Raw genomic sequence first — 14,060 nt, 5'->3', positions numbered from 1 at the left:
CGTTGCCAAAGGGGCGGTTCCGCGAGGGCGGCGACCGATCGGGTCACCGTCCGGGCCCCACCCCCGCCCCGCCCCAGGCCCAAGGCCCCTGGCTCACCTCACCGCACCGCACCTCCCGTACGTCACCGGTCCCCGGCCAGATCCAGCCCGCCCCGAGCACTCGGAGCCGTACCCGTACCCGTACCGTCGGCGTCGCCCTCATCGTCGGCCCCCGAGGCCACGTCCGAGGGGGCCTGGGAGCCCGTCCCGGGTCGCTCCCGCCAAGGCCGCTCGATGCGCGCCGACACCGTCCGCCACCACCGGTCCACCGGGAGGGTGCCCGCCGGTTCGAAGGGCCGGCCGGGGTGGGGGAAGGCGGCGGGCTGGCCGGTGGTCACGGTGAGGTCGGCCGTCCACTCGGCGGGCTCGGCCCAGGGGTGGGCGGCGAGGGTGAAGGTGCCCCAGTGGATGGGGAGAAGAACGCCGTGCGGCCGGCCGCCCTGGAGGTCGAGGTGGGCGCGCATGGCCTCCTCGGGGGTCATGTGGATGTCGGGCCAGAACTCGCTGTACGCGCCGAGCTGGATCATCGTCGCGTCGAAGGGGCCGTGATCGGCGCCGATGTCCTTGAAGCCCGCGAAGTAGCCGGTGTCACCGCTGTGGAATATGCGGTGGCGCTCACCGGCGACGGCCCAGGAGGCCCAGAGGGTGTGCTGGCCGTTGCGCAGGCCGCGTCCGCAGAAGTGGCGGGCCGGGGTGGCGGTGAGGGTCAGGCCCGCGACCTCGGTCGACTCGTGCCAGTCCAGCTCGCGCAGGCGGCTCGCGGCGACGCCCCAGTGTTCGAGGTGCGCGCCGACGCCGAGCGGCACGGCGAACACGGTGTCCGTGCCGGCCAGCGCCTTGATCGTGGGCAGGTCCAGATGGTCGTAGTGATCGTGGGAGATGACGATCACGTCGACCGGGCCGAGCGCGGTGAGCGGCACGGGCACGGGGTGCAGCCGCTTGGGCCCGGCGAAGGGGAACGGGGAGCAGCGCTCGCCCCAGACCGGGTCGAAGAGCACCCGCGCGCCGTCGATCTCGGCGAGGACGCTTGAGTGCCCCATCCAGGTGAGCCGCAGCCCGCTCGCCGGGGGCCGGGCGATGTCGGCGAGGGTGGTGGCGTGCACCGGGGGCGCGGCGAAGGGGGAGCGGCGGCGCCGGGCCTCCTTGTCGGCGTACTGCTTCGCGATGCCGAGCAGGGACGACGGGCTGGTGCGGGCGACACCGCCCGGGTTCTGGAAGACCCCGTCCCTGAAGTGGGGTGATCTGCGGATCCGCGCCAGACGCTCACCGCTCGGGTCCGCGCCGAACGCCTCGGGCCGCAACGCGCGCAGCCCGGAGTCCGGGGAACGGAAGCCGGCCACATTACCTCCAGTGGAGTCGCTGAGATCTCCATTATGGTCGCCCCCTCCGACAACCCCGATTGACGCTGCCCGAGCGAAGCTTCGATACTGACCGATCATTCAGTAATAGGATCAGTGCATCCGCCTAGGAGCCCCATGCCAGCCCCCATGTCCGCCCCTGTGCCGGCCGCTGTGCCGGCCCCTCTGCTGTCCCTCACCTGGACCGACCATGTCACCGGCCGAACGGGTTATCTGGTCGTGGACCGGCTGGTGCGGGGTGTGGCCAGCGGCGGGCTGCGCATGCGCGAGGGGTGCACGCTCGACGAGGTGACCGGCCTGGCCCGTGGCATGACCATGAAAGAGGCGCTGCATTACGACCCCGGGTCCCGTTATGTCCCCCTCGGCGGCGCCAAGGGCGGCATCGACTGCGATCCGCGCTCTCCTCAGGCGTACGGCCTGCTGGTGCGCTACCTGCGTGCGATGCGGCCGTACATCGAGAGCTGCTGGACCACCGGTGAGGACCTGGGCCTGACCCAGGACCTGGTGGACCGGGCGGCGGCCGAGGCGGGGCTCGTGTCCTCGGTGCAGGCGGTGCATCCGCTGCTGGACGACGAGAGCGCCGCGCGGCAGCGGCTCGCGGACGCCTTCGCCGTGGAGGTGGACGGCATCGGCCTGGACGAACTGGTCGGCGGCTGCGGCGTCGCCGAGTCGGCGCTCACGGCGCTGGACCGCGCGGGCGTGCCGTACGCGGGCACGCGCGCGGCGGTGCAGGGGCTGGGCACGATGGGCGGCGCCACCGCCCGTTTCCTGGCCCGCGCGGGGCTCACCGTGACCGCCGTCGCCGATGTGCTGGGCACCATCGCCAATCCGGCGGGCCTGGACGTGGAGGCGCTGCTCGCCGCCCGGGACGCCTACGGGACGGTCGACCGTACGGCGCTGCGGCGGGAGGACCGTGAACTGCCCGCCGACGGCTGGCTGTCGGCCGACGCGGAGGTGCTCGTGCCCGCGGCCGTGTCGTACGCGATCGACGCCACGAACCAGCACCGGGTCACCGCCCGCTGGATCGTGGAGGCGGCCAACATGCCGGTGACAGGGGCGGCCGAGGAACTGCTCGCCGCGCGGGGCGTCACCGTGCTGCCGGACGTGGTGGTGAACTCCGGCACCAATGCCTGGTGGTGGTGGACCCTGTTCGGCGACATCGGCCCCGACGCGGGCGAAGCCTTCGCGCACATCCGGCGCTCGATGCGGGCCCTGGTCGAACTGACACTGGCCCGCGCGGACCACAACGGCACGACCCCCCGCGCCGCCGCGCACACCCTCGTCGCGGAACGCCTGCCGGTGATCGCGGACCGATACGGCTGGTACCGCTGACCCACGGCTGCGCCGGGCTGGGGCGGGATGGGCGAGGCCGAGTCGGGCTGGGCCGGGCCGGGTTGGGCTGGGCCGGGCCGGGTTGGGCTGGGCTGGGCGGTTGCCAGGCCGAGCGGGCCGAGCCATGCCTAGCGGGGCGGGGCGGGGCGGGGCGCGGCGAGCAGGGCTTGGCGGGGCCGAGCCAGGCCGAGCTGAGGTGGGCCGGGCCAGGCCGCCGGGCCGGACTGTTGAGGCCGACGCCCCTGGAGGAACAGAATCCGCCGCCTAGCCAGCTACACCCGAGCGCACAGGGGGCACACCCCCGTACTCCGCCACACCCACCCCCTGACCAGGCCAAGCGGAGCCCGGCCGCCAGGCCGCCGGACCGGGGCGCCGCACCGCCAGGGCACCAGGCCACCGGACCGCCGGGCCACCACGCCACCTCACCGCCACGCCCCCCACCGCCCACCCAGCCCACTGACGCCGGCACCCCGGCAAGGCCAAACCCCCCGCCCCCGTCAACCACACCCAAGCCCCCAGCGGCACACCCCCAAACTCCGCCCCACCCGCCCCCGTCACCCCGGGCGATAGGGTGACCGCCGTGGCGAGAGTGCGGTTGAGTGTGGCGGAGCGGCGTGAGGAGATGTTGCGGGCCGCCGTCGAGCAGATCGAGGCGCGGGGCGTCGCGGCGGTGCGGATCGCCGACGTGGCCTCGGCGCTCGGGGTGAGCAACGCGCTCGTGCTGTACCACTTCTCCACCAAGGAGAAGCTCGTCGCCGCCGCGTTCACGCACGCCGCCCAGGACGATCTCGCGCAGCTGCGCGCCCTGCTCGGCCGTCGGACCAGCGCGCTGCGCCGGCTGCGGTCGGCGGTGCGCTGGTACGCCCCCACCGGGCAGGCCAAGGGCTGGCGGCTGTGGATCGAGGGCTGGGCCGTGGCGCTGCGCGAACCCGCCCTCCAGGAGGTCACCCGCGAGCTGGACCGCGAGTGGAAGGCGGCGATCGCCGGGGTGATCGCGGAGGGCGTGGCCGCCGGGGAGTTCCGCTGCCCCGACCCCACGGCCGCCGCCCTGCGCCTGACGGCCCTGCTGGACGGGCTCGCCGTACAGATCACGTCGTACGCGGGCGCGGTCTCCCGCACCCGCGCACAGCAGTGGGTGGACGAGGCCCTGGCCCGCGAACTGGGTCTGGACCCGCCCTGAGAGCCGGTCCCGGCCGGTCAGGCCACCCGCGCCCCCGACTCGATGCGGGTTCTGATGTCGTCCGGGGACAGCGTGCCCTTGGCCGTCACATGGTCGCCCGAGGATTCGCCGCGCAGCCGGCGGCCGATCCAGGGCACCAGGTACTCGCGGGCCCAGTGGACGTCGTCCCGGCGGACATCGAGCGTGCCGCGCGGCGGCTGCGGGGGCCAGGTCTGTTCGGGGTCGGCCGGGACCTCGACGCCGAGTGCCTGGCCGGCCCGCAGGGCCACCCGGGTGTGGCCGTCGGGGGAGAGGTGGAGCCGGTCGTCGTCCCAGGCCCGGCGGTCCTGGACGGACTTCAGGGACCACAGGTCGAGGACCGGGCAGCCGTAGCGGTCGGCCACGGCCCGGACATGTCCGTTGTAGGTCGCGATCTTGCCGCGCAGATGCTTGAGCAGCGGCACCCCGCGGGTGTCGAAGCCGGTCGTCACCAGGACGGCGCCGGCCGTCCCGGTCAGGACGGCGACCGCGCGCTCGAAGCGCTCGGCGACGTCGTCCGGGTCGCTGCCGGGGCGCAGGATGTCATTGCCGCCCGCGCTGAAGGAGATCAGATCGGGCGCGAGGTCCGCGGCCCGCGGCACCTGGTCCGTCACGATCTGATCGAGCAGTTTGCCCCGCACCGCGAGGTTCGTGTAGTTGAAGTCGCCTTCCGGACACCGGTCCGCGAGCAGCACCGCGAACCGGTCCGCCCAGCCGACGAACGCCCCGTCGGGGCCGGGGTCGCCCACACCTTCGGTGAAGCTGTCCCCCAGCGCCACGTACGACCCGATCACTGATCCACTGTCATTCTTCGAATCGTCTGCCACATCGAGCCATGATTCCTCCTCGAATGTGACCTACGCGACCGTAATACGGGGTTGACGGGCGGTGAGATAACCCACGGCCCAAACCTTGGTCAAGCACGGAATATCTGGACATCCGACGGACCCTCAGAAGTGACCGAAGCGATACGCACCGAAGGCCGGACCCGGGGATCGGGGGTCCGGCCTTCGGAGTGGACGCGCGGCGGTGCCTCAGCCGACGGAGAGGCCCTTGGAGCGCAGGTAGGCGACGGGGTCCACGTCCGAGCCGTAGGCGGGCCCGGTGCGGATCTCGAAGTGCAGGTGCGGGCCGGTGACATTGCCGGTCGCGCCGGAGAGACCGATCTGCTGCCCGGCGGTCACGGACTGACCCGCCGAGACGGACAGCGAGGACAGATGGGCGTACTCGGCGTAGTAGCCGTCGGCGAGCTTGATGACGACCTCGTTGCCGTACGCGCCGCCCCAGCCGGCCGAGACGACCGTACCGGCGCCGACGGCCTTGAGCGAGGTGCCGGTGGGGACCGTGAAGTCGACACCGGTGTGGTAGCCGCTGGACCACATGCTGCCGGTCTGGTGGTAGGGGGTGCCGATGCCGCCGCCCGTGACCGGGAGGCTGTAGGCGCCGGTGCTGGTGCTCGTGCCGGCGCTGGTGTTCTCTTCGGCGGCCGGGGCCTCGGACGCCGAGGACGAAGAGGACGAAGAGGACGACGAAGAGGACGGTGATGACGACTCGTCCTGCTGTGCCGCGTCGTCCGACGCCTGGGAATCGGTGGAGCCCGAGGACTGGGTGCTCGGCGTGCCGGACGCGCTGGTGTCCGTGGCCGCCTGGGCGCCGAGGGTGAGCTTCAGGCCAGGGTGGATGAGCGACGGATCGCCGCCCACGGCCTCGCGGTTGTCCTCGTAGATCTGCTGCCAGCCACCGCTGATGTCCTGCTCGTCGGCGATCTTCGCGAGGTAGTCGCCCACCTTCACGGAGTAGGTCCGCACGCTCGTCTGCGGTGCGCTGGACTGCTGGTCGGCGACCTGTGTGACGGCCTGCTGGGGGGCCGAGGCGGGAGCGGCGGCGGTGACGGAGCCGGCGGGCTTCTGCGGGACCGACTCACCGGTGGCCGCGTGGGCGCCGGTGGCCCCCATGAGCGGCAGGGCGAGTGCGGCGCCGCCGGTTCCGGCGACGGCGATGGTGCGTGTGAGACGCAGGGTCCTGGGACGGCGGTGCTTACCCTTCGCGGGCATGACGAATTCCTCTCCGGCGCCTGCGAGGTGAGCTGTCGGGTGCGGGCTGGAGATGCCCGGCCGCGGGAAATTGCGCGACTAAACCCCTAGCCGTTCCGGAGACCGGAACAGGCGGTGAAGTCCTGTGGGTCCCCCGCTCCTGCCGAACACGGGTGGGTTAGTGCGGGTTCCGGACGGCGGCAGGATTCGGCGTTCCGCCCGGATTCGGTGGCGAACGTAAGCGACCAGGACGCAAAGGGACAAGCAAGGGGTTCCACCCGAAGGCCATCTTCTTGATCCGCGGGGGGAATTCCCGGTCACCCTCTGTCGCAATGACCCTGTCGAATCGCTCAAAGACCCTTGAAGAACATGTTGATTACGTGAGCATGACGGGCGACACACGGTCACGGATATGACGCTGCTCACGTGACCCCGCTCCACCTTTCTTTATTCCGCAGCGAGTTATGGCGAGTTGTCATCAAGGCCACTTAGGCTTTCAATTCGGACAGGGGTCCTGGATGCGCCACAGAAGACCCCTCGGCCAACTTTGTCGCCATTTCGGCCGTTTCGTCATGTCGTATCGTCGTGGTGCAGCTGCCGCCCGGCAACGGAGCCGGGTGGACCAGCCGACTGGGAGGAGCCCCCGTGACGCAACAGGTCCCCTCGACCGAGCCCGAACTGGCCGGAGTCCGCAACTTCCGCGACGTCGGCGGACTGCCGACCGTGGACGGCCGCCGGGTGCGCCACGGAGTGCTGTACCGCAGCGGCCATCTCGCGCACGCGACCCCCGAGGACACCGCGTTCCTGTCCACCCTCGGGCTGCACACCGTCTTCGACTTCCGCAACGCCGCGGACCAGCGCCTCGAAGGCCAGGACGTCGAGCTGCCCGGCGTGCGGAATCTGAACCTGCCGCTGAGCGACCCCGCCGACGGCGCCGAGTTCTGGAAGATGATCCGGGACGGCGATGTGGCCCTGCTGCGGGAGATCCTCTCCGGGGGCCGGGCGGAGAACCGGATGGTCGAGTCGTACCGCGTGATCATCAAGGAGCGCACCGCCGAGCACTCCCGGGTGCTGCACGCCCTCGCCGAGGACAGCGTCCCGGCCCTGATGCACTGCGCGGCCGGCAAGGACCGCGCGGGCCTGTCCATCGCGGTGACCCTGCTGGCGGTCGGCGTGGAGCGCGAGGCGATCCTCGCGGACTACCTGGAGTCCAACGCCACCCACCGCCGCTACAAGGTGCGCCGCAGCGGCACCTCCCCCTCCGCCTACGCCCCGGAGGTCATGGAGCTGATCAGCCCGCTCTTCGACGCGCGCGCCGAGTATCTGACCGCGGCGATCGACACCATCGACGAGACGTGGGGCGGCGTCGACGCCTATCTGGAGCGGGCCCTGCGGATCACCCCGGAGCGGCGCGACCGGCTGCGGGAACGGCTGCTCGACTGAGCCCCGCCCCGCCTCACCGCCCGGCCGCCGGGCTACTTCCCGCCGACCTCGAACAGCAGATACAGGAACGTGGCGAAGACGTGCCCGGCCACGACATAGATGAACAGCCGCAGCCAGACACCGAGGTGCCGCTTCTCCTTGGGCTTGATCGCCTTGGGCTCACTCATGGCGTTTCTCCCGTGATCGGGCCGAGACACAGCGCGGCCGTGGGGCTCTGCAAGAGGGTGTGGACGAACAGCAGCTCGACCCCGTCCGGGTCCTGAGCGGCGATCCGGTGCGGGGTCAGCGAGTCGAAGTGCGCGCTGTCCCCGGCACCGAGCTGATGGGCGGAGTCCCCGAGGCGCAGCCGCAGCCGGCCGGTGAGGACGTACAGCCACTCCTCGCCGGGGTGCACCCGCACGATGTCGCCCTGGGAGCCGTACGGCACCTGGACGCGCAGCGCCTGCATGCCCCGGCCGGGCGCCCCGGCCTGCCAGTACGTCCAGCCGCCCGCCTCGGTCGGATCCTTGTGGGCGGCACGCAGGACGGCGTCCCGGTCGGGGACGCTCTCGCCGAGCAGCTCCGAGACCGTCGTACCGTAGACACGGGCGAGGGAGAGCAGCATGGGGAGCGAGGGCTGACGCCCGCCGGTCTCCAGCCGGGAGAGGTGGGCGGGCGACAGTCCGGCGGCGCGGGCCGCGGCCTCCAGGGTGAGCGAGGCCCGGCGGCGCAGGGCGCGCAGCTGCGGGGCGACGGCCGGCAGCGGCTCGGCCGCCTCCGGCCCGACGTCGTGAGGGTGGCTCATGTCTCTATTGAGCCCGATTCTTACCTCTAAGGCAAATTCCTTGCCTCAGAGACAAGAGGCGCCGAAGGAACTCCCTGTCACCTGTTGGCCACCGCCTGCTTCACCAGCGTCCTGCCGAAGTCCCAGATCAGCCCGCCACCGCTGTGCGCGTCGTCCATGATCTCCGTGAAGGCGTCCACGAACCGGTCGACCTCCCGCTCCCCCACGATCAGCGGCGGGATCAGTTTGATCACCTCCAGATGGTCGCCGGAGACCTGGGTGAGGATCCGGTGCCGCTGGAGCAGCGGCACGACCACCATCTGCGCGAACAGGCCCTTGCGGGCCGCCTGGAGCATGGTCCAGCGGCCGCGCAGCCCCAGCGACCTGGGCCGGCCGAACTCGATGCCGACCATCAGGCCCCGCCCGCGCACATCGGCGAGCAGCTCGTACTTGTCGACCAGTGCCGCCAGCCGGGACCTCAGCAGGTCGCCGGTCGCGCGCGCGTTGGCCACGATCCGCTCGTTCTCCATGACCGACAGGACCGCGAGGCCCGCCGCCATGGCCTGGGCGTTGCCGCCGAAGCTCGCCGAGTGGACCAGCACCCGGTCGATGGACGAGTAGACCTTCTTGAAGATCCAGTCCTTGCCGAGCGTGGCCCCGACCGGCACATAGCCGCCGGACAGCGCCTTCGCCACGCAGACGAGATCCGGCTCCACGCCCTCCTCGTGCTGATAGGCGTAGAAGTCGCCGGTGCGGCCCAGGCCGGTCTGCACCTCGTCCGCGATCAGCAGCGCCTTGTGCCGGTGCAGCAGATCCTGGGCGGCCCGCAGATAGCCGGGCGGCGTCGTGTGCACCCCCTTGCCCTGGATGGGCTCCACGATCAGGGCGGCCACGTCGCCCTTCCTCAGCTCGCGCGCGAGGGCGTCGAGATCGCCGAGCGGGACGGCCGTGTCGGGCAGCAGCGGGGCGAAGCCGTCCCGGAAGCCGTCCTCGCCGTTGACGGACAGCGAACCCGTGGTCAGCCCGTGGAAGGCGTGCTCGCAGTACAGGATCCTGGGCCTGCCCGTGGCGCGGCGGGCGAACTTCAGCGCGGTCTCCACGGCCTCCGTGCCGCTGTTGCCGAAGAACACCCGGTCGAGGTGCGGGCTGTGCGCCAGCAGCCGCTCGGCCAGCAGACCGGGCAGCGGCGGGCAGTCGAAGCGGGTCAGGTCGGCGAGCTGGGCGTCCAGGACGTCATGCAGCGCCCGGCGGACCACCGGGTGATGCCGGCCCAGGCCCATCACCCCGAACCCGGCGAGCATGTCCAGGTAGTCCGCGCCGTCCGTGTCCCAGAAATAGGCGCCCTCGGCCCGCTCGTAGACCTTGTCGAAGCCGATGGTGTGCAGCATGCGCGGGAGCTGGTGGTTCAGATACCGGCTGTGCAGCTCGTAGCGCTCGGCGCCACGCCCGGCCAGCAGCGCGGCGAGATCGAACCCACCGCCCCCGGCCGCTCCTTCCGCGCTGTTCATCGCGGGCTCTCCTCGGACGGCGGCTTCTCCACGCTCTTCACATTCTTCGTGGTCTTCCCGGGCTTGGCGTCGCTCTTGACGGGTTTGGCGTTCGTGGCGCTCTTAACGTTCTTAACGGCGGTCGTCGTCGTGGGGGTGGCGCGCGAGGTGCCGTTCGCGGTACGAGGGGTGCCCTGCGGCGTCGTACCGCTCGTGTCGCTCGTGCCGTTGGCGGCGCGGCTCGGGCCCCTCGCCGCGCCCTCGGCGCCCGCCAGGCTCGCCCCGATCCGCCCCGCGATGTCCACCGGCGTCAGCCCGATGTCCGCGAGGACCTCGCCGCGCTTGGCGTGGGCGAGGAACTGCTCGGGGATGCCGAAGCGCCGTACCGGCACATCCACCTCGGCGTCGCCCAGCGCGAGCGCCACCGCCGAGCCGACACCGGCCGCGCGGCTGTTGTCCTCGACCACCGCGACCAGCCGGTGCCCGGCGGCGAGCGCGGGCAGCGCGGGATCGACGGGCTTGACCCAGCGCGGGTCCACGACCGTGCAGCCGATGCCGCGGGCCTCCAGCAGTTCGGCGGCCCTGAGACACACCGGGGCCATCACCCCGACCGCCACCAGCAGCACCTGCGCCGTGCCGGGCCCGTCGGGCCGGTGCAGCACGTCGATCCCGCCGATCCGGTCGACCGCCGGGATCGACGGACCGACGGACTCCTTCGGGAAACGGACCAGCGTCGGCGCGTCGTCCACGGCGACCGCCTCCCGCAGCTGGGCACGCAGCTGATCCGCGTCGCGTGGCGCGGCGATCCGCAGACCGGGCACGACCTGGAGCACGGACAGGTCCCACATGCCATTGTGGGAGGCGCCGTCGGTGCCGGTGATCCCGGCCCGGTCCAGGACGAAGGTCACCCCGCAGCGGTGCAGGGCGACATCCATGAGGAGCTGGTCGAAGGCGCGGTTGAGGAAGGTCGCGTACAGGGCGACCACCGGGTGCAGTCCGCCGGTCGCGAGGCCCGCCGCCGAGACCGCCGCGTGCTGCTCGGCGATGCCGACGTCCCACACCCGGTCCGGGAACCGCTCGGCGAAGGCGCCGAGGCCGACCGGGTGCAGCATGGCCGCCGTGATCGCCACGACGTCCTCGCGCTCCTCGCCGATCGCCACGATCTCCTCGCCGAAGACCGACGTCCAGGAGGGCGCGGCAGAGGGGGTCAGGGGCTCGCAGGTGAGCGGGTCCATCACCCCGACGGTGTGGAAGTGGTCCTCCTCGTGCGCGATCGCCGGTTCGTAGCCGCGGCCCTTCTCGGTGAGGCAGTGCACCAGGACCGGGCCGTGGAAACGTTTCGCTCGGCGCAGCGCGGACTCGACGGCGCCCAGGTCGTGGCCGTCGATCGGGCCGACGTACTTCAGGCCCAGGTCCTCGAACATGCCCTGCGGGGCGAAGGCGTCCTTGAAGCCCTTCTTGGCGCCGTGCAGGGCCTCGTAGACGGGGGCGCCGACGACGGGCGTGCGCTGGAGGACCTCTTTGCCCCAGGCCAGCACCTGCTCGTAGCTGTCGGTGGTGCGCAGGGTGGCGAGATGGTTGGCGAGGCCGCCGATGGTGGGGGCGTAGGAGCGCTCGTTGTCGTTGACGACGATGATCAGCGGGCGGTTCCTGGCCGCCGCGATGTTGTTGAGCGCCTCCCAGGCCATGCCGCCGGTCAGCGCCCCGTCGCCGATGACCGCGACGACATGGCCCTGCTCGCCCTGCACCTCGCGGGCCTTGGCGAGACCGTCGGCCCAGCCGAGCGCCGTGGAGGCGTGGCTGTTCTCGACGATGTCGTGCTCGGACTCCTCGCGCGAGGGATAGCCGGACAGGCCGCCCTTGGAGCGCAGCTTGGAGAAGTCCTGGCGGCCGGTCAGCAGCTTGTGCACATAGCTCTGGTGGCCGGTGTCCCACACGATGCGGTCGAGCGGTGACTCGAAGACCCGGTGCAGCGCGACGGTGAGTTCCACCACGCCCAGATTGGGTCCCAGATGCCCGCCGGTCCTGGCGACCGCCTGCACCAGGAACTCCCTGATCTCTCCGGACAGTTCAGCCAGCTGCGCCTCGGTCAGCGCCTTCAGATCGCGTGGTCCCCGGATGGACTCCAGAATCGTCACGCTCGGCCCCCTTCGGTCCGTGCTGTTTCACACACGTGCAATCCGACCCGTCCTGTTCAACCCGTGCTGTCACACGTGCCGTTCACGTCACGGTGACGGCCGGCGTCCCCGACCCCACGCCGTCCTGCTCCATCCGCTCGGCGATCTTCAGCGCCTCCTCGATGAGGGTCTCCACGATTCTGGACTCGGGGACGGTCTTGATGACCTCGCCCTTGACGAAGATCTGGCCCTTGCCGTTGCCGGAGGCGACTCCGAGGTCGGCCTCACGGGCCTCGCCGGGGCCATTGACCACACACCCCATCACCGCGACCCTGAGCGGCACCTCCATGCCCGTGAGACCGGCCGTGACCTCGTCCGCCAGCTTGTAGACATCGACCTGGGCGCGTCCGCAGGACGGACAGGAGACGATCTCCAGCCGCCGCTGTTTCAGGTTCAGCGACTCCAGGATCTGGAGGCCGACCTTGACCTCCTGGGCGGGCGGCGCGCTCAGGGAGACCCGGATGGTGTCGCCGATGCCCTCGGAGAGCAGGGCGCCGAAGGCCACGGCCGACTTGATGGTGCCCTGGAAGGCGGGGCCCGCCTCGGTGACACCGAGGTGGAGGGGGTAGTCGCACCGGGCGGCGAGCTGCCGGTACGCCTCGATCATCACGACCGGGTCATTGTGCTTGACCGAGATCTTGATGTCCCGGAAGTCGTGCTCCTCGAAGAGGGACGCCTCCCACAGGGCCGATTCCACCAGGGCCTCGGGGGTCGCCCTGCCGTACTTCTGGAGCAGCCGCCGGTCCAGGGAGCCCGCGTTGACCCCGATGCGGATGGGCGTGCCGTGCTCCCTGGCCGCCTTCGCGATCTCACGGACCTTGTCGTCGAACTGCTTGATGTTGCCCGGATTGACCCGGACCGCCGCGCACCCCGCCTCGATGGCGGAGAACACGTACTTCGGCTGGAAGTGGATGTCCGCGATCACCGGGATCTGCGACTTGCGCGCGATCGTCGCGAGGGCATCGGCGTCGTCCTGGGTCGGGCAGGCCACCCGCACGATCTGGCAGCCGGACGCGGTCAGCTCGGCGATCTGCTGGAGCGTGGCACCGATGTCCGACGTACGGGTCGTCGTCATCGACTGCACCGACACCGGGGCCCCGCCCCCGACCGCCACCGGTCCGACCTGGATCCGCCGCGACACCCGCCGCTCGGCGACCGGCCGGACCGGTACCTCGGGAACGCCCAAGGAAATGGCGGTCATCGCGTCAGTCCCGGTTCCCGTTGACCGTCTCGCGCATGGCCCGCAGCGACTCCTTGAGCGAGCCCATGGTGGCGAGGACGGCGGTGGGCTCGTAGCCGCAGTGCGCCATGCAGTTGGCGCAGCGCGGGTCCTTGCCCCGGCCGTACTTGTCCCAGTCGGTCTCCTCGATGAGTTCGCGGTACGTCGGCACGTACCCGTCGCTCATCAGATAGCAGGGGCGCTGCCAGCCGAACAGGGAGTAGTTGGGGATCGCCCAGGCGGTGCAGGGGAAGTCGACCTTGCCCTCCAGGAAGTCCAGGAAGAGCGGGGAGTGGTTCAGCCGCCACTTGCGCCGGTTGCCGCCGGAGAACGCCTTCTTGAACAGCTCCCGGGTCTGCTCCACGCCCAGGAAGTGCTCCTGGTCGGGGGCCTTCTCGTAGGCGTAGGCGGGCGAGATCATCATCTCGTCGACCTTGAGGTCGTCGTTGAGGAAGTTGAGCACCTCGACGATGGTCTGCGGGGTGTCGGTGTTGAAGAAGGTCGAGTTGGTGGTGACCCGGAAGCCGCGCCGCTTGGCCTCCTTGATGGCGGCCACCGCCTCGTCGAACACACCCTCCTTGGCCACCGACTCGTCGTGGCGCTCGCGCAGGCCGTCGATGTGCACGGCGAAGGCGAAGTAGGGCGAGGGCGTGAACTTGTCCATCTTCTTGCGCAGCAGCATGGCGTTGGTGCACAGGAAGACGTACTTCCGCTTGGCCACCAGCTGACGCACGATCTCATCGATCTGCGGGTGCATCAGGGGCTCGCCACCGGCGATGGACACCATCGGGGCGCCGGATTCGAGGACGGCTCCCACGGCCTGGGCGACCGGCATGCGCTGCTTGAGCACCCCGGCCGGGTGCTGGATCTTGCCGCAGCCCTCGCACTTCAGATTGCAGGCGAACAGCGGTTCAAGCTCCACGATCAGCGGGAACTTGTCGCGCCGGCGCAGCTTCTGTTCGGCCAAGTATGTAGCGACCTTGATGGACTGGCGCAGCGGCATGGCCATCG

General features: G+C 71.2%; 11 protein-coding genes, 1 pseudogene and 1 riboswitch. Of the genes and pseudogenes, 3 read left to right on the top strand and 9 right to left on the bottom strand.

Going from position 1 to position 14,060, the window contains the following annotated elements; genetic code table 11:
* Positions 1-122: 122 nt before the first annotated feature.
* Positions 123-1,379, bottom strand: coding sequence for an MBL fold metallo-hydrolase (locus ACFRFC_RS07390; protein WP_382686575.1), 1,257 nt, complete (start codon positions 1,377-1,379; stop codon positions 123-125).
* Between the two features lie 171 nt (positions 1,380-1,550).
* Here ACFRFC_RS07390 and ACFRFC_RS07385 point away from each other — a divergent pair, with 171 nt between their 5' ends.
* Both ACFRFC_RS07385 and ACFRFC_RS07380 read left to right on the top strand, forming a co-directional pair.
* A complete protein-coding gene (locus ACFRFC_RS07385) occupies positions 1,551-2,729 on the top strand; it encodes a Glu/Leu/Phe/Val dehydrogenase dimerization domain-containing protein (RefSeq protein WP_382686987.1) in 1,179 nt (392 codons plus the stop codon).
* A 580-nt stretch (positions 2,730-3,309) separates the two neighbouring features.
* Positions 3,310-3,909 carry a TetR/AcrR family transcriptional regulator gene (locus ACFRFC_RS07380; protein WP_382686577.1) on the top strand — a complete coding sequence of 200 codons (600 nt, stop codon included), beginning with the start codon at positions 3,310-3,312 and terminating at the stop codon, positions 3,907-3,909.
* A 17-nt stretch (positions 3,910-3,926) separates the two neighbouring features.
* On the opposite strand, the gene ACFRFC_RS07375 is transcribed toward ACFRFC_RS07380, so the two are convergent.
* Complete coding sequence (locus tag ACFRFC_RS07375) at positions 3,927-4,721, bottom strand: SGNH/GDSL hydrolase family protein (protein WP_382686580.1); 795 nt, start codon at positions 4,719-4,721, stop codon at positions 3,927-3,929.
* A gap of 240 nt (positions 4,722-4,961) precedes the next feature.
* Positions 4,962-5,981 carry a peptidoglycan DD-metalloendopeptidase family protein gene (locus ACFRFC_RS07370; protein WP_382686583.1) on the bottom strand — a complete coding sequence of 340 codons (1,020 nt, stop codon included), beginning with the start codon at positions 5,979-5,981 and terminating at the stop codon, positions 4,962-4,964.
* A gap of 4 nt (positions 5,982-5,985) precedes the next feature.
* Positions 5,986-6,183: riboswitch (cyclic di-AMP (ydaO/yuaA leader) on the bottom strand.
* 422 nt (positions 6,184-6,605) lie between these two features.
* Between ACFRFC_RS07370 and ACFRFC_RS07365 the strand changes: the two genes are divergently transcribed.
* The gene (locus tag ACFRFC_RS07365; RefSeq protein WP_382686586.1) at positions 6,606-7,403 is read left to right on the top strand and encodes a tyrosine-protein phosphatase; all 798 of its coding nucleotides are present in this window, start codon (positions 6,606-6,608) and stop codon (positions 7,401-7,403) included.
* A gap of 32 nt (positions 7,404-7,435) precedes the next feature.
* On the opposite strand, the gene ACFRFC_RS07360 is transcribed toward ACFRFC_RS07365, so the two are convergent.
* From ACFRFC_RS07360 to hpnH, 6 genes and pseudogenes are all read right to left on the bottom strand, one after another.
* A complete protein-coding gene (locus ACFRFC_RS07360) occupies positions 7,436-7,570 on the bottom strand; it encodes a DUF6126 family protein (RefSeq protein WP_382686589.1) in 135 nt (44 codons plus the stop codon).
* Positions 7,567-8,187, bottom strand: coding sequence for a helix-turn-helix domain-containing protein (locus ACFRFC_RS07355; protein ID WP_382686592.1), 621 nt, complete (start codon positions 8,185-8,187; stop codon positions 7,567-7,569). Before ACFRFC_RS07355 ends, ACFRFC_RS07360 begins: the two co-directional genes overlap by 4 nt.
* A 77-nt stretch (positions 8,188-8,264) precedes the next feature.
* Positions 8,265-9,674, bottom strand: a complete 1,410-nt coding sequence (locus ACFRFC_RS07350; protein WP_382686594.1) for an aspartate aminotransferase family protein — start codon at positions 9,672-9,674, stop codon at positions 8,265-8,267.
* Between the two features lie 221 nt (positions 9,675-9,895).
* Positions 9,896-11,791 (bottom strand): annotated as a pseudogene (dxs, locus tag ACFRFC_RS07345) (1-deoxy-D-xylulose-5-phosphate synthase); the annotation flags it as partial.
* 82 nt (positions 11,792-11,873) lie between these two features.
* Positions 11,874-13,031, bottom strand: a complete 1,158-nt coding sequence (gene ispG / locus ACFRFC_RS07340; RefSeq protein WP_382686597.1) for a flavodoxin-dependent (E)-4-hydroxy-3-methylbut-2-enyl-diphosphate synthase — start codon at positions 13,029-13,031, stop codon at positions 11,874-11,876.
* A 4-nt stretch (positions 13,032-13,035) separates the two neighbouring features.
* The gene (hpnH, locus tag ACFRFC_RS07335) at positions 13,036-14,058 is read right to left on the bottom strand and encodes an adenosyl-hopene transferase HpnH (protein WP_382686600.1); all 1,023 of its coding nucleotides are present in this window, start codon (positions 14,056-14,058) and stop codon (positions 13,036-13,038) included.
* Positions 14,059-14,060: the final 2 nt, after the last annotated feature.

The sequence above is a fragment of the Streptomyces sp. NPDC056734 genome (assembly GCF_042790455.1).
GTDB lineage: Bacteria > Actinomycetota > Actinomycetes > Streptomycetales > Streptomycetaceae > Streptomyces.
Note: the sequence above shows the minus strand (reverse complement) of the source record. Positions and strands in the feature narration are given on the sequence as shown.

Excerpts from the sequence above, each read along its gene's own strand:
- ACFRFC_RS07370 (WP_382686583.1), bottom strand. The coding sequence starts at position 5,981 with ATGCCCGCGAAGGGTAAGCACCGCCGTCCCAGGACCCTGCGTCTCACA.
- ACFRFC_RS07360 (WP_382686589.1), bottom strand. The coding sequence starts at position 7,570 with ATGAGTGAGCCCAAGGCGATCAAGCCCAAGGAGAAGCGGCACCTCGGT.
- ACFRFC_RS07355 (WP_382686592.1), bottom strand. The coding sequence starts at position 8,187 with ATGAGCCACCCTCACGACGTCGGGCCGGAGGCGGCCGAGCCGCTGCCG.
- ACFRFC_RS07350 (WP_382686594.1), bottom strand. The coding sequence starts at position 9,674 with ATGAACAGCGCGGAAGGAGCGGCCGGGGGCGGTGGGTTCGATCTCGCC.
- ispG (WP_382686597.1), bottom strand. The coding sequence starts at position 13,031 with ATGACCGCCATTTCCTTGGGCGTTCCCGAGGTACCGGTCCGGCCGGTC.
- hpnH (WP_382686600.1), bottom strand. The coding sequence starts at position 14,058 with ATGGCCATGCCGCTGCGCCAGTCCATCAAGGTCGCTACATACTTGGCC.